This is a genomic window from Paraclostridium sp. (assembly GCF_051657365.1).
Classification (GTDB): Bacteria; Bacillota; Clostridia; order Peptostreptococcales; family Peptostreptococcaceae; genus Paraclostridium.
On record NZ_JBOFKN010000098.1, the window covers coordinates 1 to 16484 of the forward strand.

Annotated in this window: 22 protein-coding genes; all 22 read left to right on the top strand. The window is 29.2% G+C overall.

Translation table 11 applies throughout. The features are described 5' to 3' along the window. Nucleotides 1-158 precede the first annotated feature (158 nt). The 22 genes from ACRCYC_RS06910 (at nucleotide 159) to ACRCYC_RS07015 (ending at nucleotide 16484) form a co-directional block, all read left to right on the top strand. Nucleotides 159-1355: an acetate/propionate family kinase gene (locus ACRCYC_RS06910; protein ID WP_438618396.1), complete on the top strand. Its 1197-nt coding sequence runs from the start codon at nucleotides 159-161 to the stop codon at nucleotides 1353-1355. Between the two features lie 144 nt (nucleotides 1356-1499). Beyond that, on the top strand, nucleotides 1500-2027 hold the full coding sequence (locus tag ACRCYC_RS06915) for a YceD family protein (RefSeq protein WP_438618397.1): 528 nt from the start codon (nucleotides 1500-1502) through the stop codon (nucleotides 2025-2027). 13 nt (nucleotides 2028-2040) lie between these two features. After that, complete coding sequence (gene rpmF / locus ACRCYC_RS06920) at nucleotides 2041-2217, top strand: 50S ribosomal protein L32 (protein WP_438618399.1); 177 nt, start codon at nucleotides 2041-2043, stop codon at nucleotides 2215-2217. Nucleotides 2218-2409: 192 nt separating this feature from the next. Continuing rightward, nucleotides 2410-2967, top strand: coding sequence for a transcription factor FapR (fapR, locus tag ACRCYC_RS06925; protein WP_438618400.1), 558 nt, complete (start codon nucleotides 2410-2412; stop codon nucleotides 2965-2967). A 12-nt stretch (nucleotides 2968-2979) separates the two neighbouring features. Beyond that, on the top strand, nucleotides 2980-3993 hold the full coding sequence (gene plsX, locus ACRCYC_RS06930; RefSeq protein WP_438618401.1) for a phosphate acyltransferase PlsX: 1014 nt from the start codon (nucleotides 2980-2982) through the stop codon (nucleotides 3991-3993). A gap of 26 nt (nucleotides 3994-4019) precedes the next feature. Next, entirely contained in the window at nucleotides 4020-5006 is a 987-nt protein-coding gene (locus tag ACRCYC_RS06935) for a beta-ketoacyl-ACP synthase III (RefSeq protein ID WP_438618402.1), read from the top strand. A 10-nt stretch (nucleotides 5007-5016) separates the two neighbouring features. Continuing rightward, nucleotides 5017-5967 carry an enoyl-[acyl-carrier-protein] reductase FabK gene (gene fabK, locus ACRCYC_RS06940; protein ID WP_438618403.1) on the top strand — a complete coding sequence of 317 codons (951 nt, stop codon included), beginning with the start codon at nucleotides 5017-5019 and terminating at the stop codon, nucleotides 5965-5967. Next, nucleotides 5960-6910, top strand: a complete 951-nt coding sequence (gene fabD / locus ACRCYC_RS06945; protein ID WP_438618404.1) for an ACP S-malonyltransferase — start codon at nucleotides 5960-5962, stop codon at nucleotides 6908-6910. Before fabK ends, fabD begins: the two co-directional genes overlap by 8 nt. After that, on the top strand, nucleotides 6910-7659 hold the full coding sequence (gene fabG, locus ACRCYC_RS06950) for a 3-oxoacyl-[acyl-carrier-protein] reductase (protein WP_438618405.1): 750 nt from the start codon (nucleotides 6910-6912) through the stop codon (nucleotides 7657-7659). The genes fabD and fabG overlap by 1 nt, the downstream gene beginning before the upstream one ends. A gap of 47 nt (nucleotides 7660-7706) precedes the next feature. Then, nucleotides 7707-7931 (top strand): acyl carrier protein, encoded by a 225-nt coding sequence (gene acpP / locus ACRCYC_RS06955; protein WP_021433827.1) that lies wholly within the window; start codon nucleotides 7707-7709, stop codon nucleotides 7929-7931. 13 nt (nucleotides 7932-7944) lie between these two features. Then, on the top strand, nucleotides 7945-9183 hold the full coding sequence (gene fabF, locus ACRCYC_RS06960) for a beta-ketoacyl-ACP synthase II (protein ID WP_438618406.1): 1239 nt from the start codon (nucleotides 7945-7947) through the stop codon (nucleotides 9181-9183). Nucleotides 9184-9370: 187 nt separating this feature from the next. Further along, nucleotides 9371-10339, top strand: a complete 969-nt coding sequence (gene spoIIIAA / locus ACRCYC_RS06965) for a stage III sporulation protein AA (RefSeq protein WP_438618407.1) — start codon at nucleotides 9371-9373, stop codon at nucleotides 10337-10339. Continuing rightward, entirely contained in the window at nucleotides 10329-10850 is a 522-nt protein-coding gene (locus tag ACRCYC_RS06970; protein WP_438618408.1) for a stage III sporulation protein AB, read from the top strand. Before spoIIIAA ends, ACRCYC_RS06970 begins: the two co-directional genes overlap by 11 nt. An 11-nt stretch (nucleotides 10851-10861) precedes the next feature. Beyond that, on the top strand, nucleotides 10862-11059 hold the full coding sequence (gene spoIIIAC, locus ACRCYC_RS06975) for a stage III sporulation protein AC (protein ID WP_195947195.1): 198 nt from the start codon (nucleotides 10862-10864) through the stop codon (nucleotides 11057-11059). Between the two features lie 21 nt (nucleotides 11060-11080). Then, the gene (spoIIIAD, locus tag ACRCYC_RS06980; RefSeq protein WP_438618433.1) at nucleotides 11081-11458 is read left to right on the top strand and encodes a stage III sporulation protein AD; all 378 of its coding nucleotides are present in this window, start codon (nucleotides 11081-11083) and stop codon (nucleotides 11456-11458) included. Between the two features lie 14 nt (nucleotides 11459-11472). Then, nucleotides 11473-12636 carry a stage III sporulation protein AE gene (spoIIIAE, locus tag ACRCYC_RS06985; protein ID WP_438618409.1) on the top strand — a complete coding sequence of 388 codons (1164 nt, stop codon included), beginning with the start codon at nucleotides 11473-11475 and terminating at the stop codon, nucleotides 12634-12636. 12 nt (nucleotides 12637-12648) lie between these two features. Continuing rightward, complete coding sequence (locus ACRCYC_RS06990; RefSeq protein WP_438618410.1) at nucleotides 12649-13206, top strand: stage III sporulation protein AF; 558 nt, start codon at nucleotides 12649-12651, stop codon at nucleotides 13204-13206. Between the two features lie 16 nt (nucleotides 13207-13222). Next, nucleotides 13223-13777: a stage III sporulation protein AG gene (locus ACRCYC_RS06995; protein WP_438618411.1), complete on the top strand. Its 555-nt coding sequence runs from the start codon at nucleotides 13223-13225 to the stop codon at nucleotides 13775-13777. 75 nt (nucleotides 13778-13852) lie between these two features. Further along, nucleotides 13853-14488 (top strand): SpoIIIAH-like family protein, encoded by a 636-nt coding sequence (locus tag ACRCYC_RS07000; RefSeq protein ID WP_438618412.1) that lies wholly within the window; start codon nucleotides 13853-13855, stop codon nucleotides 14486-14488. Between the two features lie 102 nt (nucleotides 14489-14590). Continuing rightward, nucleotides 14591-14938, top strand: coding sequence for an Asp23/Gls24 family envelope stress response protein (locus ACRCYC_RS07005; protein ID WP_438618435.1), 348 nt, complete (start codon nucleotides 14591-14593; stop codon nucleotides 14936-14938). 93 nt (nucleotides 14939-15031) lie between these two features. Then, nucleotides 15032-15538, top strand: a complete 507-nt coding sequence (gene nusB, locus ACRCYC_RS07010; protein ID WP_438618413.1) for a transcription antitermination factor NusB — start codon at nucleotides 15032-15034, stop codon at nucleotides 15536-15538. Next, a complete protein-coding gene (locus ACRCYC_RS07015) occupies nucleotides 15519-16484 on the top strand; it encodes an O-sialoglycoprotein endopeptidase (RefSeq protein ID WP_438618414.1) in 966 nt (321 codons plus the stop codon). The genes nusB and ACRCYC_RS07015 overlap by 20 nt, the downstream gene beginning before the upstream one ends.

Genomic DNA, 16484 nt, shown 5'->3' on the forward strand with positions numbered 1-16484 from the left:
AATTAAAAAATCTTATAAAGTATATACTTTTATTATAAAAAATGATATAGTAATAATGAATAAATTTGTTTAATGTATACAAGTAATATCAGTCAATTTCTAAAAATTGAAAATAAAAATTTACATAATTATTGGTAAAGATTTAAGGAGGTATACTAATGAAAGTATTAGTATTAAACTGTGGTAGTTCTTCACTAAAATATCAATTAATAGATATGTCAAATGAAGAAGTTTTATGTATAGGATTAGTTGAAAGAATAGGAATAGAAGGTTCTATATTAAAGCAAGAGAAAGATGGAGTAGAAGGTAAGCTTGTAGTAGAGCAACCAATGGAAAATCACCAAGATGCTATTAAATTAGTATTAGAAAGTGTTGTTCATCCAGAGTTCGGTGGAGTTAAAGAAATAAGCGAAGTTGAAGCTGTTGGACACAGAGTTGTTCACGGTGGAGAGAAATTTGCTAGTTCAGTTAAAATAACTGATGAAGTTATGGCTGCATTACAAGAGTGTGTTGAGTTAGCACCACTTCATAACCCAGCTAATATAATGGGAATAGAAGCTTGTGAAGCTATACTTCCAGGAGTACCAATGGTTGGAGTATTTGATACTGCATTCCACCAAACTATGCCTAAGAAATCTTACTTATATGGCTTACCTCATGAGTTATACACTAAGTACGGTGTAAGAAGATACGGATTCCACGGAACTTCTCACAAGTATGTATCTCAAAGAGCTGCAGCAATGCTTGGAAAGAATATAGAAGATGTTAAGATAATAACTTGTCACTTAGGAAACGGAGCTTCTATAGCTGCTGTTGATGGTGGTAAATGTGTAGATACATCTATGGGATTCACTCCATTAGAAGGTTTAATAATGGGAACTAGATGTGGAGATATAGATGCTGCTATATTACCATTCTTAATGGAAAAAGAAGGATTAACTGCTGCTGGTTTATCTGATTTAATGAACAAGCAATCTGGAGTATACGGAATGACTGGTATATCTAGTGATTTCAGAGATATAGAAGGAGCTGCTGCAAAGGGAGATGAAAAAGCTCAAGTTGCATTAGATGCTTATGTTCAAAAAGTTAAAAAATATATAGGATCTTACGCTGCAGAAATGAACGGAGTAGACGCTGTTGTATTTACTGCTGGTGTTGGTGAAAATGGAATAGAAATAAGAGAAACTATAGCTTCAAACATGGAATTCTTAGGAATGAAGTTAGATAAAGAAGCTAATAAAGTTAGAGGTAAAGAAAGAGTAATATCTACAGAAGATTCTAAAACTAAGATATTATTAATACCAACTAACGAAGAGTTAATGATAGCAAGAGATACTGTTGCATTAGTAAAATAATTGCAATTGGATATAATACTATTAAGGTAGGTTAAAACCTACCTTAATTTTTGCCAATATAAGAATTAACTATCAAGTAAAAATACTTGACAAACATAGTTTATATTTGTATAATAAATTTGGCAATAAATTGAGGTGAACTTAATGAAAATTAATTTAGATAAAATTATAAGAAGAGAAACTGATAATTTAGACTTGAATTTTTGCGAAAAAATTGATAGTATTAATTATTGTGATGATACTTATAAATTAACTTCTCCATTAACTTTAAACGGAAAGATAAGTAATACTAATAAGGGATTATTTTTAGATTGTAATGTTGAGTTTAATATAGCTGATCATTGCGCAAGATGTTTAAATGAAGTAGAAGTAAAATTAAGTTATCCTATTCAAGGATTTTTAATTAAAGAAGAAGTTGATGAAAATGAAGTAGAAGAATTTGATGTTTATACTTATCTAAATGATGAAGTTGACTTCATAGATTTAGTAGAGCAGACATTAGATTTTAACTTACCTCAAAGAGTTCTTTGCGATGAAAATTGTAAGGGTCTTTGTTCAACTTGTGGGACAAACCTAAATAATGGAGTTTGTTCTTGTAATGAAGTCGCGAACGACGAGGATACAATAGATCCCCGTTTTGCTAAATTAAAAGAAATGTTTAAAAATGACTAAGGAGGTGGCGTAAATGGCAGTACCAAAGCGTAAAACATCTAAATCAAATACAAAAATGAGAAGAGCAGCTAACTCAAAGATAGTAGCAACTGGATTCGTAAGTTGCCCACAATGTCATGAGCCAAAGTTACCACATAGAGTATGTCCAGACTGTGGATATTATAAAGGTAAAGAAGTTGTATCTAAGTAATACTTCTAAAAAACATGTAGAATACTCTACATGTTTTTTTTTGCTTAATTACGGTAAAACTTATGATAAAATTTAAATATGCTTATAAAATTATAAATAAAAAATAAATAAGTAGTTGATTATTTATAATTAATATTATATACTACTATTAGTAGTTGGTACTAATTCCAACTATAAAAACTTGGAGGTAATATGAAAAAGAAGAATAAAGCAGAGCGACAACATGAACTTGTCGATATGCTAAAGAATGATCCTTTTTATACAGATGAAGAATTAGCCAGCGTGTTTGATGTAAGTATACAGACTATAAGATTAGATAGACTTACATTAAATATTCCAGAGCTTAGAGAAAGAGTTAAGCAAATAGCTGAAACTGAGACATCTAAAGTTAAAACTTTAGGTATAAAAGAGATAACAGGAGAAATAATTGACTTATCTGTTGGTCAATTAGGCATATCTATGTTAGATATTACCGAGGATATGATTTACTCCAAAACTGGAACTCTTAAAGATGAATATATATTTTCATTAGCAAACTCTTTGGCTATGGCTATTATAGATGCGCCAAAAGTAATAATGAGATTTGCCAATATAAAAACGCTTAAACACATACAACAAAAAGACAGGCTTATTGCTAAAGCAGAAATATACAAAAATGTTGATAAAAAACATTATGTAAAAGTTGTAGTTAATAATAAAGCGCAGGAACAAATTTTTAGAGGTAAATTTATATTTGAAGAGTTGGTTTAGGAGGAGAAAAATATGAAAATTGTAATTGATGGAATGGGTGGAGATAATGCACCAAAGTCTAATGTAGAAGGTGTAGTTAAAGCCATAAAAGAATATGGTGTAGATATAATAATAACTGGAGATAAAGATACATTAGAAAATGAATTTTCAAAATATGAATTTGACAGAAGTAAACTAGAAATAGTTCATACTACTGAGATTATAGAAAATGAAGATAAGCCAGTTAAAGCAATAAGATCTAAGAAAGATTCATCTATGGTAGTTGCTTTAAAAATGGTTAAGGAAAATAAAGCTGATGCAGTAGTATCTGCAGGTAATACAGGAGCTTTATTAGCAGGTGGTTTATTTGTGGTTGGAAGAATAAAAGGTATAGATAGACCTTGTTTATGTCCTGCGATACCAAATGTAAAAGGTGGAATGACACTTATTGCAGATGGAGGAGCTAATGCAGACTGCAAGCCAATCAACTTAGTTGAATTTGCTGGTATGAGTAATATATATGCAAAAAAGGTATTAGGTATTGAAAATCCTAGAGTTGCACTTGCAAATGTTGGAATTGAAGAAGGTAAAGGAAATGATTTAACTAAAAAAACATATGAAGAACTTAAAAAATTAGAGTTAAACTTCATTGGAAATATAGAAGCAAGAGAACTTATAAACTCTTATACGGATATAGTTGTATGTGATGGTTTCACTGGTAATATTTTATTAAAGTCAGCGGAAGGTATAGCAATGTCTATACTAGGGTTATTAAAAGAAACATTTTTAGCTAGTACGAAAGGTAAGCTAGGAGCGTTGCTTTTAAAAGATGATTTAAAAAAATTAAAAAGTATGATGGATTATGCAGAATACGGAGGAGCCCCTCTTCTAGGAGTAAATGGAGGAGTTATAAAAGCACATGGAAGTTCTGATGCAAAAGCTGTTAAGAATGCGATAAATCAAGCTGTTAAATTTGCAAAAGGAAACGTAGTTGAAGATATAAAAGAGTTTGTAAAGACTATAGAAGAAGAAAATAAAGAAGAATAGAAAAAGTACCACTTGGAGGTTAATTTATGAATACAAAGGCTGGTATAGTAGGAGTTGGTAGTTACTTACCTGAAAAAGTAATTTCTAACTTTGATTTTGAAAAGATAATGGACACATCAGATGAATGGATAAGAACTAGAACAGGAATAAGTGAAAGAAGAATTGTAGATAAAAATGAAGCTACGTCAGATCTTGCAACTAAAGCAGCTATTAAGGCTATAGATGATGCTAATTTAACTCCGCAAGACATAGACTTAATTATTGTAGCAACAATTACTCCTGATATGGTATTCCCATCTACAGCATGTTTAGTTCAATCTAATATAAAGGCAACGAAAGCGGTATGTTTTGATCTTGAAGCAGCTTGTTCAGGATTTATATATGGAATAACAATAGCTAAACAATTTATAGAGACTAATACATATAAGCATGTACTAGTTATAGGATCAGAAGCGATGTCTAGGATATTAGATTATGAAGATAGATCTACTTCAATTTTATTTGGTGATGGAGCTGGAGCGGTAGTTATGGGTCCTGTTGATGAAGGTGGAGTGTTATCTACTAATCTAGGGTCTGATGGAAATGGAAAGGATTATCTTAATATACCAGCTGGAGGTTCAAAACAACCAGCTAGTGAAGAGACTGTTAAAAATAGATTGCATTACGTAAAAATGGCAGGAAATGATGTATTTAAATTTGCGGTTAGAATAATGCAAGATGCATCTGTTAAATGTATAGAAAGTGCAAATTTAGATATACAAGATATAGATTACCTTATACCACACCAAGCTAATATAAGAATAATAGAAGCTTCAGCAAAACGACTAAAATTAAGCATGGATAAAGTTCATGTAAACTTAGATAGATATGGAAACATGTCAGCTGCATCAATTCCGGTGGCACTAGATGAAGCTTATAAAGAAGGTAAAATTAAAAAAGGCGACAATATAGTGTTAGTAGGATTTGGAGGCGGATTAACTTGGGGAGCTTCCGTGATTAGATGGAGTATATAAGGAGGAAATTATGAATAAATTATGTAAGATTTTAAATATAAAATACCCTATAATACAAGGCGGAATGGCATGGGTAGCAACTGCTGAATTAGCAGCTGGTGTTTCAAATGCAGGTGGATTAGGTATAATAGCTGCAGGAAATGCACCGAAAGAAGTTATAAAAGAACAAATAATTAAATGTAGAAAATTAACAGATAAACCATTTGGAGTTAATGTGATGTTACTATCTCCATTTGCTGATGAAATAATTGATTTAATAGTAGAAGAAAAAGTAGAAGTTATAACAACAGGGGCTGGTAATCCAGCTAAGTATATAGAAAAATTGAAAGAAGTTAACACAAAGGTAATACCAGTAGTTCCAACCATAGCTTTAGCAAAAAGGATGGAAAAATATGGAGCTGATGCGGTAATTGTTGAAGGTACTGAAGCCGGAGGCCACATAGGCGAATTGACGACTATAGTTTTAACACCTCAAGTTGCTAATAATGTTAATATACCTGTTATAGCTGCAGGTGGTATAGCTGATGGTAAAGGTTTAGCAGCAGCTTTATGCTTAGGAGCGAGCGGAGTTCAAATAGGAACTAGATTTATATGTAGTGATGAATGTGTAGTACATGAAAATTATAAACAACTTATTTTAAAATCAAAAGATAGAGATGCTATAGTTACAGGTAGAAGTACAGGTCATCCTGTTAGAACTTTAAAAAATAAGTTAGCTAAGGATATACTAAATATGGAAAAAGAAGGAGCTAATCCTTTAGATATAGATAAAAAAGGCATAGGTTCATTAAGAACTGCTGTTATAGATGGAGATATAGATAATGGATCTTTTATGGCAGGTCAAATAGCATCATATATAAATGATGTAAAACCTTGCAAACAAATTATTGAAGATATAATGAGTGAAGCTAAATCTGTAATATCAAAAATAGATATAGACTTGGAGGTATCACATGGGTAAAGTTGCTTTAGTGTTTCCTGGGCAAGGAGCTCAGTATGTAGGAATGGCAAATGACATATACAAAAATGATGATATAGCAAGACAAGTAATAGATGAAGCTGAAAATTCAGTAGGAATAGAATTGAAAAAAATAATGTTTGAAGGTAGTGATGAAGAATTATCTAAAACAGAGAATACTCAGCCAGCTATAGTTACTCATAGTATAGCGCTGTTTGAAAGTTTAAAACAAAAAATAGATTTAAAATATGACGCTTGCTTAGGTCTTTCATTAGGTGAATATAGTGCTTTAGTTGCGGCTGATGCAATTGAATTTAAAGATGCTGTAGCTGTAGTTAAAAAAAGAGGTAAATATATGCAAGAAAGTGTACCTCTTGGAAAAGGAACTATGGCAGCTATATTAGGATTAGATAGAGAAAAAGTTAAAAAAGTTATAAATGAAATTGATAATGGAGTAATTGAAGTTGCTAATTATAATTCTCCAGGACAAATTGTAATATCAGGTGAAATGAATACAGTAAAAGAAAGCATAGATTTATTCAAAGAAAACGGAGCTAAAAAAGCTGTAGTATTAAATGTAAGCGCACCTTTTCATTCATCTATGCTACAATCAGCAGGAAAAAAACTTAAAAAAGAATTGGATAATGTTAATTTAAAAAAATGTAGAGTATCTGTGGTTTCTAATGTAAATGCAGAGTATTATACAGATAATTATAAAGATCTTTTAGTAAGTCAAGTAAGCTCATCTGTTTTATGGGAAGATTCAATTGAAAAGTTAATAGACGAAGGTTTTGATACATTCATAGAAATAGGTCCAGGAAAAACTTTGAAAAGTTTTATCAAGAAGATATCTAATAATAAAAAAGTTAATACAAATATTTATAACATAGATAACATGGAATCTATGAATGAATTTATAGAAACTTATAAAAGAGGTGAGATATAATGATTAATCTAGAAGGAAAAGTAGCTATAGTAACTGGCGGGTCAAGAGGAATAGGTAAGGCTATAGCTATAAAATTAGCATATTTTAAAGCTAATGTAGTAATCAATTATACTTCAAATGAAGAGCAAGCTTTAAAAACTAAAGAAGAAATAGAATCATATGGTGTAAAAAGTATGGTTTTAAAATGTGATGTATCTAAATCTAGTGAAGTTGATAATATGATTGATACTGTAGTAAAAGAATTTGGTAAAGTTGATATATTAGTTAATAATGCAGGTATAACTAGAGATGGTCTTTTAATGAGAATGAAAGAAGAGGACTTTGATAGAGTTATAGATATCAATTTAAAAGGTGTATTCAATTGTACTAAATCTGCTACTAAATATATGATGAAAAAAAGATATGGAAAAATAATAAATATATCATCTGTTGTAGGAATTATTGGAAATGCAGGGCAAGCTAATTACTGTGCATCAAAAGCTGGAGTTATAGGACTTACTAAGTCAAGCGCAAGAGAACTTGCTTCAAGAAATATAACTGTAAATGCTATAGCACCTGGATTTATAGATACAGATATGACAAGTGTTTTAAATGAAGGTTTAAAAGAAAACATGCTAAAAAATATTCCGCAAAATAGATTTGGAAATCCTGAAGATGTAGCTAATTTAGTTTTATTCTTAGCTAGTGACATGTCAAGTTATATAACTGGCCAGGTAATAAATGTAGACGGTGGAATGGTAATGCAATAAATACTTAAAAATTATAATGAAAATAAAAAATTTAGGAGGAAATAACTATGTTTGAAAAAGTTGTAGAAATAATAAAGGATCAATTAGGAATAGATAATAAAGAGGTAACTATGGAGACTTCTCTAATGAAAGATTTAGAAGCAGATTCATTAGATGCAGTTGAAATAATGATGGCACTTGAAGATGAATTCTCAATAGAAATACCAGATACAGAAGCAGAGAAATTTATCTGCATAGGAGATATAGTTAAATATATAGAAGCTAATAAATAGTGGAGGATACGTTATGAAAAAAAGAGTTGTTATAACTGGATTAGGTTGTGTAACTCCAGTTGGAACAGGAAAAGAAACATTTTGGACCAACATAAAAGATGGAGTTTGTGGTATAGATACAATAACGAAATTTGATGCATCCTCATTTCAAACTCAAATAGCTGGAGAAGTAAAAGATTTTAATGCTGAAGATTATATAAGTAAAAAAGAATTAAAGAGAATGGATAGATTTACTCATTTTGCAATGGCATCAGCACAGATGGCAGTAAAAGATTCTGAACTTGATTTAGATTCAGTTGATGGTGAAAAAATGGGTGTTATAATAGGCTCAGGCATTGGTGGAGTAGAAACTATAGAAGAACAACATAAAATTTTATTAGAAAAAGGAAACAGAAGAGTTAGTCCATTTTTCGTTCCAATGATGATAGCAAATATGGCTGCAGGTCAAGTTTCTATTATGTTAGGGGCAAAAGGACCAAATACTAATGTATCTACAGCATGTGCATCTGGATCACATGCGATAGGGGATGCATTTAAAGTAATACAAAGAGGAGATGCTAATATTATGGTAGCTGGAGGTAGTGAAGCTGGAGTAACTCCACTTTCATTTGCTGGGTTCTGTAATATGAAGGCAATGTCTACTAGAAATGATGATCCTAAAACTGCATCTAGACCATTTGACAAAGATAGAGATGGATTTGTAATGGGAGAAGGAGCAGGCGTTATTATATTAGAAGATTTAGAACATGCTTTAAAAAGAGGTGCTAAAATTTATGCAGAAATAGTTGGATATGGAGCAACAGCAGATGCATACCATATGACAACTCCAGCAGAAAATGGAGAAGGTGCATCTAGATCAATAAGTATGGCTATAAAGGATGGGAATATACCTCTTAATGAAGTTGACTATATAAATGCACATGGAACATCAACTTACTATAATGATAAGTTTGAAACTATGGCTATAAAGGATGTATTCAAAGATCATGCATATGATTTATGTGTTTCATCTACAAAATCTATGACAGGTCATTTACTAGGTGCTGCGGGTGCGGTAGAAGCTATCGTATGTGCAATGTCGATATATGATGGATATGTACCACCTACTATAAATATAGAAAATGTAGACGAAGAATTAGATTTAGATTATGTTGCAAATGAAGGAAAAGAAAAGAATGTTAGATATGCACTATCGAATTCTTTGGGATTTGGTGGACATAATGCAACTTTAGCATTTAAAAAATATGAATAAAAATATAGCGACTCAAATTGACTTTCATAGTTGATATTGAGTTGCTTTTTGTAATTTAATATATTAAAAGAAGCTATTTAAAAATTTTTTGAATAGCTTCTTTTTTATTGAAAATAAAAGAAAATATTTTTGTCATATATATAACTTAATGAAAATATAATTATATAAACAAAGGAGGACAAGAACAATGAAAAAACTTTCTGATGAAATTTTAAACTCTATATCATCCAGTTTAAAAGAAAAAATAATGAAAATACAAAATAACAATATAAATATTGAAGAGATAAGACTTAGAATCAAAAAGCCATTAATAATAAATGCTAACAATACAGATTATTTTTATAATAAACAATCCAATAGCTTAGATACTAAAAATTCAAGTTCATATGAGGTTACTAAAGAGGATATAGAACAAACTTTTCAGCTTATGTGCAAGTATTCTATACATTCATTTATAGATGATATTAAAAAAGGATTTATAACCTTAAAAGGCGGTCATAGAGTAGGCATAGTAGGGAAGGTGATTATAGAAGATGGACAAGTTAAAAATATTAAACACATATCATCTTTAAATATAAGAGTATCTAGAGAAGTAATAGATTGTTCGGATAAAGTTTTAAACCATATAATTAAAAATTCAAAAGAGGTAAACAATACTTTGATAATTTCACCACCACAATGTGGTAAAACAACTTTACTTAGAGACATAGTAAGAAATATAAGTAGTGGAAATAAAAAATTAGGGTTTGATGGAATTAAAGTGGCACTAATAGATGAAAGGAATGAAATATCAGGTTCGTATTTAGGAATTCCACAAATGGATATAGGGATAAGGACTGACGTTATTGAAACATGCCCTAAGGATATAGGGATAATGATGCTTTTAAGAGCTATGTCACCAAATGTTATAGTCACAGATGAGATTGGTAGCGAAAAAGAAATTAAAGCCTTATATACTGCTTTAAATGGAGGAGTTAGCTTAATAACGACTGTACATGGAGATTCTATAGAGGATATAAGAGATAGAAAAGAATTAAGTAAATTATTAGATAAAGAGTTATTTAAAAAAGTAATAATATTATCAGCTAAAGATGGTCCTGGAACTATAGAAAAAATATACGACCTAGAAGAAAAGAGGTGGTATTTTGCAAATTAAAATAATGCTTATTAGTTTGTTAGTTGCATGTAGTTATTTAATAGGAGAATACATTTATAAAGCGTATACAAAAAGGCATAAACAGTTAAATGAACTCATAAGAATATTAGAGATAATGAGGATGGACTTAGCATTTGGTTTATATACTTTAGATGAAATATTTTTTAGAGTAGGTGAGAATAAAGAATTATCATTTCATAGTTTTTTTGAAAATATGAGTAAAGATTTGAGAAGTGAAAATAATTACACGTTAGACCAAATATTGGAAAAAAATTCTAAGAATATGGAAAGAGAAACCTACCTTCAAGATAAGGAGGTAGATGAATTAAAAAATTTAATTTTAACTCTCGGTAAAGGGGATATATGTTCTCAAGAAAGAATGATCGATTTATCTATTGAAAATATTAAAAAATTAACTACACAAAGTCAAGAAGATATAAATAAAAAGGGGGTAGTTTATAAGAAACTATCTACTATAATAGGATTGGTTGTAGGAATATTCTTAATGTAGGAGGTATAAATATGGATATAACTTTAATTTTTAAGGTTGCAGGAATTGGATTATTAATATCTGTTCTTAATATGATACTTGAAAAAACAGATAGAAAAGATTGGACTACCTTGACTACACTTGCAGGAGTGATAATTGTTCTTACTATGGTTATAACAGAAATTAATGACTTGTTCAATGCTGTAAGAACAATGTTTCAATTGTACTAAGGGGGAGATTTTTTGGATGTAATGAAGTTAGTAGGGCTTGCGCTTGTATCAACTATATTATGTTTGATTATAAAAAAAGATAGACCAGAGATGGCTATGTTTATCGGTATATTAACAGGAATAATGATTTTGTTATCAGTAACATATCAGTTTAACTTTATAATTGAAAGCATAAATGAATTAGCAAGCAAAGCTAATATACCGACTATGTACATATCGTTAATAATAAAATTAATAGGGATAGCTTATTTGATGGAGTTTGCTATTCAAATATGTAAGGATTGCGGGGAAGGAAATATTGCAGCTAAGTTGGAGTTTGGAGGAAAAATTATAGTTATGACTATGTCATTTCCTATTTTAATATCTATTATAGATATGATTTTAAATATAATTCCATAGGAGAATGAGTACATATGAAAAAAATTTTAATTAGTATAATATTATGCATACTAATTGGATTTACATTTACGAATATTTCTTTTGCCAACGATAAAGAAGTAAAGGAAAGTGTAGATTCATATATAACAGATCAACTAAATAAGATAAATTTAGAAGAAATACAAAATCATATAAAAGAAGAGGAACTGATTGTTGATATAGATATTAAAACGTTTATAAAAGGTTTGATATCTGGAGAAAAAACAATGTTAGATTTATTTGATAAAGAAGGTCTTAAATTATTTTTATTTCAAGAGGTTCAAGCTAGTTTAAAAGTAGCATCTATAATATTTGTGTTAGCGCTTTTGTCATCAATATTAAAAAGTCTTGATAATTCTTTTTCATCAGGAGCTGTAAGTCAAGTTACTACTTATATTGTATTTATAGTAATGGTAACTTTAACATTAGTAGGATTTAAAGATGTTTTAAACATATGTAATACCACCATTGATAGTATGATAAATTTAATGCAAATTGTAATGCCTATATTAATTACATTTTTAGTGGTTATGGGATTTCCACTAACATCCACTGTTATGACACCTATATTCATGGGAGGGGTAACTTTTATAAATATAGTATTTAAGAATTTTTTATTTATATCTATAACAATAGGATTTGCAATATTAGTTATAAATAATATTTCTAATAGTATAAAATTAAAAAAATTAGCATCATTTATAAAGCAAATAAATTTAATAACAATAGGTGCTATATTCACCATATACTTAGCTCTGGTTTCTATGCAAGGAATGTATGTTAAAAGTTTAGATGGATTTGCTGTAAAGAGCACTAAATTTGCTATTGGAAATTTCATACCAGTTGTAGGAGGTTTTGTATCTGATTCATTTGATATCATATTATCTTCTTCACAATTAATAAAAAATTTATTTGGAGGAGTAGGGTTAATTATTTTAGTAGGAATATGCTTGATACCTATAATAAAAATAGTTTCTATAATATTGGTTTACAAAACATCGGCAATGATTGTAGAGCCTGTAGGAGAAGATAGTATATCAAATTTTTTAAATGAAATATCAAATCTTATGGCAATAATGCTAGCTTGTATAATAGCTATAACAATAATGTTTTTCGTTACCATTGCAATAGTAATATCTATTAGCGTTGTGGCCCAATAAAAGGAGGAAACGATGTTAGAAAGTGTTAAAGCATGGATAATAAGTATTTTAGTTGCTGCTTTTATAGTAAATATAGTTAATATGGTTTTACCTTCTTCCAAAATAAAATCTTATATTAATTTGGTTTTAAATTTTATATTTATATTTATAGTTATAAATCCTATAATGAATTTTTTTTCACAAGATATAAGTTTAGAAGATAGGTTATTAAAAACATACACTAAATATAATCAAGAATATATAGAAAGCATGAATAATTTATCAAAAAATACAGGGGATGAGAGTTTAAAATCAGGATATGAAGATGGATTAAAAAGCATACTAGAACTTAAATTAAAAGAGTATGGATATGAATTAGAAGACATAGAATTGGACGGAGCAGATATAAGTAAAGTAAAAGTTAAAGAAAAAGATAGTAATAAGGAAGCAAAAAAGGACATACAATCTAATGAGAGTGAAAAAGATAAGCAAGTATTTAAAGAAAACTCAGATAACAAATCAAAAGACGAGATTAAAGAGAGTTTAGTAGATATACTTGACATATCAATTGAAAATATAGAAATAGATTGATAGGGGATGAATAGAGATGTTTAAAAATTTTAAAGAAGAGGATAAGAAAAAAATTTATACTTTAGCAGCTTTATCATTTGCATGTATTATGGGACTAGTTATATTTTCTAAGAGTCCGAAAGAAGAAAATGATAAGCAAACATTTGATGGAAAAGAAAATGAAAACACTAGTACTAAATCTGTTCAAGTAAAAGAAAATGATGACTTAGAGAGTAAATTAAAAAGTATATTATCTCAAATAGAAGGCGCCGGAGACATTGATGTAATGATAACTTTCGCAGCAAGTGAACAAATTGAGCCGGCATTTAATTCAAATGCAACAAAAGAAGAAACTACAGAAAAAGATGCGCAAGGTGGGGAAAGAACAGTAACAACATCAAGTGAAAATAAAACTATGATAACATCTGGGGAAAGCAAACCAGTGGTTATAAAAACGTCAGAGCCAGAAATAAAAGGGGTTATAGTTGTTTCAAGTGGAGCAAGTGATCCTATAATTAAGGAAAATTTATATTCGGCAGTGCAAACAGCACTCCAAGTATCGGGACATCAAGTGGAAATTTATTCAAAATAAAAAAAGTAATCATAATAGTAAAGCTCGTACATATAAATATTACAAGAAAATAAATTTTAATTAGGGGGAATATAAATGAAGTTTAACAAGAATTTATTTAAAAGTAGAGGGTTTGTCGTAATGACATTAACACTAATGTTGGTGGTAGTTGGGACAGTAAATTATAATTTAAGTAAAAAATCTGTATTAAAAGCATCTAAAGAGATGGAAATGTATGAAGAACAACAACTTTCAAAAAATGATGATAAAAAAGAAGTGAAAGTAGTAGACAGTAAAGAAACTGTAGTTGATGAAAAAACAAAAGAAACTAATAAAGAGATAGAAAAACAAATAACTTCAGATAAAAATATGAAAAAAGCATCATATGCAATAGATATGAAAATGAATAGAGAAAAACAAAGAAATGAATTAACTGAGGATTTAAATGAAATAATAAATAATCCATCAACAGCAGAGGAAACAAGAAAGCAAGCATCAAATATGAAATTACAACTTGTTAAAGATCAAGAATTAGAATTGAAGTTAGAAGATTTATTAGGAGCTAAGGGATTTGAAAATTCATTGGTATACATAAGTAATGAGACTGTAAATGTAGTTGTAAATGGACAAAAAATAGAGAAACAAGATGCAACTAAAATATTTGATTTAGTAGCAACAGAGTCAAAAGTAAAGCACGATCAAATTAAGTTAATGAGTAGTAATAATAAATAAGTATAAAAGCCCTGGTTATACTGGGGCGTTTTTTGTTGCAAAGTAAATTACTATTTGGTATTATTATATAATAAAATAGTTTATATAGGGATGTGATATATGATGGAAAATAATAACTTTGGCCAAGTTAAGATATCAAACGATGTCATCGCGACTATAGCAGGACTAGCAGCTATAGAAGTAGAAGGAGTAGAAACTACATCGACTTTCACAGATAAATTGCTAAAGAACAATGGAGTTAAGATACAAATAGAGGAAGACGAAGTTGTCTTAGATGTTATGGTAATAATTGATTATGGAATATCTATACCTGATATAGCTTTTAAAGTACAGGAAAATGTAAAAAACACAGTTGAAACAATGACTGGATTAAAAGTTTCTCAAGTTAATATACATGTTCAAGGAATCAACTTTAAAAAAGAAAAAGTTGATAAGACAGAAATGAAGTAAACATCTACGATAAGTTAATATGACCCTCTGAAAATCAGAGGGTTTTTTTATGAGTAAATATGTATATAATAAATTCAAAGGAGGAAGAAGCAAATGAAAAAAGCAAAAATGATAACGACGAGAGAGTATATGATGAAGTTTATATACCAAATAGACATAAACAAAGAGGGCGAAGAAGATACAGACGCTAAACTAGAAAGTTTCTTAAACGATAACTTTGAATATATAAAAAATAGATATGAGGAATTAAAATTACAATTTTCAGATGACGCTGAAGTTGAATTAAGCGAAAATGAATTAGATGAAATAATAGATAGAAGTTATGCAAATGAAATGGCTAAAAATATGAAACAAAACAAAGATACTATAGATGAACTAATAAGTAAATATGCAAAAAATTGGACAGTAAACAGAATGGCTAAAGTAGATTTAGCGATACTTAGACTTGCAATATGTGAAATGCTATACGCTCCAAAGGTACCTACTAAAGTTTCTATAAATGAAGCGATTGAATTATCAAAACTTTATTGTGATGATAAATCTCCTAAATTTATAAATGGTATATTAGGAAGTGTTGTAAGTGAAATCGGAGAAAAGTAAAAACATAATAATAGGAATAGATACTAGCTGCTATACGACCTCTATAGCAGCTATATCTTTAGATAAAAGTATAGTATTTAATGAAAAGATAATGCTAAAAGTAGGTAAGGATTCTAAGGGGCTTAGACAAAGTGAAATGGTATTTCAACATGTGAATAACTTAGGGTATATAAGCGAAAAAATAAAAAATACAATGGAAAAATATAATGTGGTTGCTATTTGTGCATCGGAAAAGCCTAGGCCAATTAGTGAATCATATATGCCAGCGTTTACAGTTGGGTATAATTTTGCAAAATTATTAAGTAATATGAATGGTATAGAGTTATATCCGACTACCCATCAAGAAAATCATATATATGCTAGTTTACATACTAATGAATTAAAAAGAGATAGATTTATATCTGTACATATGTCAGGTGGAACTACAGAAGTATTACTAGTTGAAAAAATTAAAAATGAATTGAAAATAAATATAATAGGTGGAAGTAAAGATATAAGTTTTGGTCAGTTAATAGATAGATTAGGAGTTAAAATGGGATATGGTTTTCCATGTGGAAAATACATAGATGAAAATGCACTGAAATGTAGTGAAGATATAAATGTTGGAATAAAAACTTCAGTTAAAGATGGATATATGAATTTATCAGGAATTGAAAATCAATTGGATAAATGTATAAAACAATATGATGAAGGATACACTTCAAAATTATTAATGGATTCAATAGTTAGAAATTTATATAAAGTACTTAAATATTTATGTAAAGATAATAATATCAATGAGGTTGTTTTTGCAGGTGGAGTTGCATCTAGTGAATACATAAAAATAAATTTAATTAAGAAGTTGAGCAAAAGTAATATAAAGTGTTGTTTTACTAAAAGTGAATATAGTACTGATAATGCTGTGGGATGTGCAAAAATAGGCTTAAATAAATTTATAGGAGAATAG

Coding starts and splice junctions, on each gene's coding strand:
- fabG (WP_438618405.1), top strand. CDS start 6,910: ATGATTAATCTAGAAGGAAAAGTAGCTATAGTAACTGGCGGGTCAAGA.
- ACRCYC_RS06995 (WP_438618411.1), top strand. CDS start 13,223: ATGTTTAAAAATTTTAAAGAAGAGGATAAGAAAAAAATTTATACTTTA.
- fabD (WP_438618404.1), top strand. CDS start 5,960: ATGGGTAAAGTTGCTTTAGTGTTTCCTGGGCAAGGAGCTCAGTATGTA.
- ACRCYC_RS07005 (WP_438618435.1), top strand. CDS start 14,591: ATGGAAAATAATAACTTTGGCCAAGTTAAGATATCAAACGATGTCATC.
- fabF (WP_438618406.1), top strand. CDS start 7,945: ATGAAAAAAAGAGTTGTTATAACTGGATTAGGTTGTGTAACTCCAGTT.
- fabK (WP_438618403.1), top strand. CDS start 5,017: ATGAATAAATTATGTAAGATTTTAAATATAAAATACCCTATAATACAA.
- acpP (WP_021433827.1), top strand. CDS start 7,707: ATGTTTGAAAAAGTTGTAGAAATAATAAAGGATCAATTAGGAATAGAT.
- plsX (WP_438618401.1), top strand. CDS start 2,980: ATGAAAATTGTAATTGATGGAATGGGTGGAGATAATGCACCAAAGTCT.
- ACRCYC_RS06935 (WP_438618402.1), top strand. CDS start 4,020: ATGAATACAAAGGCTGGTATAGTAGGAGTTGGTAGTTACTTACCTGAA.
- spoIIIAA (WP_438618407.1), top strand. CDS start 9,371: ATGAAAAAACTTTCTGATGAAATTTTAAACTCTATATCATCCAGTTTA.
- ACRCYC_RS06910 (WP_438618396.1), top strand. CDS start 159: ATGAAAGTATTAGTATTAAACTGTGGTAGTTCTTCACTAAAATATCAA.
- spoIIIAC (WP_195947195.1), top strand. CDS start 10,862: ATGGATATAACTTTAATTTTTAAGGTTGCAGGAATTGGATTATTAATA.
- nusB (WP_438618413.1), top strand. CDS start 15,032: ATGAAAAAAGCAAAAATGATAACGACGAGAGAGTATATGATGAAGTTT.
- ACRCYC_RS06915 (WP_438618397.1), top strand. CDS start 1,500: ATGAAAATTAATTTAGATAAAATTATAAGAAGAGAAACTGATAATTTA.
- spoIIIAD (WP_438618433.1), top strand. CDS start 11,081: ATGAAGTTAGTAGGGCTTGCGCTTGTATCAACTATATTATGTTTGATT.
- ACRCYC_RS06990 (WP_438618410.1), top strand. CDS start 12,649: ATGTTAGAAAGTGTTAAAGCATGGATAATAAGTATTTTAGTTGCTGCT.
- spoIIIAE (WP_438618409.1), top strand. CDS start 11,473: ATGAAAAAAATTTTAATTAGTATAATATTATGCATACTAATTGGATTT.
- rpmF (WP_438618399.1), top strand. CDS start 2,041: ATGGCAGTACCAAAGCGTAAAACATCTAAATCAAATACAAAAATGAGA.
- fapR (WP_438618400.1), top strand. CDS start 2,410: ATGAAAAAGAAGAATAAAGCAGAGCGACAACATGAACTTGTCGATATG.
- ACRCYC_RS07000 (WP_438618412.1), top strand. CDS start 13,853: ATGAAGTTTAACAAGAATTTATTTAAAAGTAGAGGGTTTGTCGTAATG.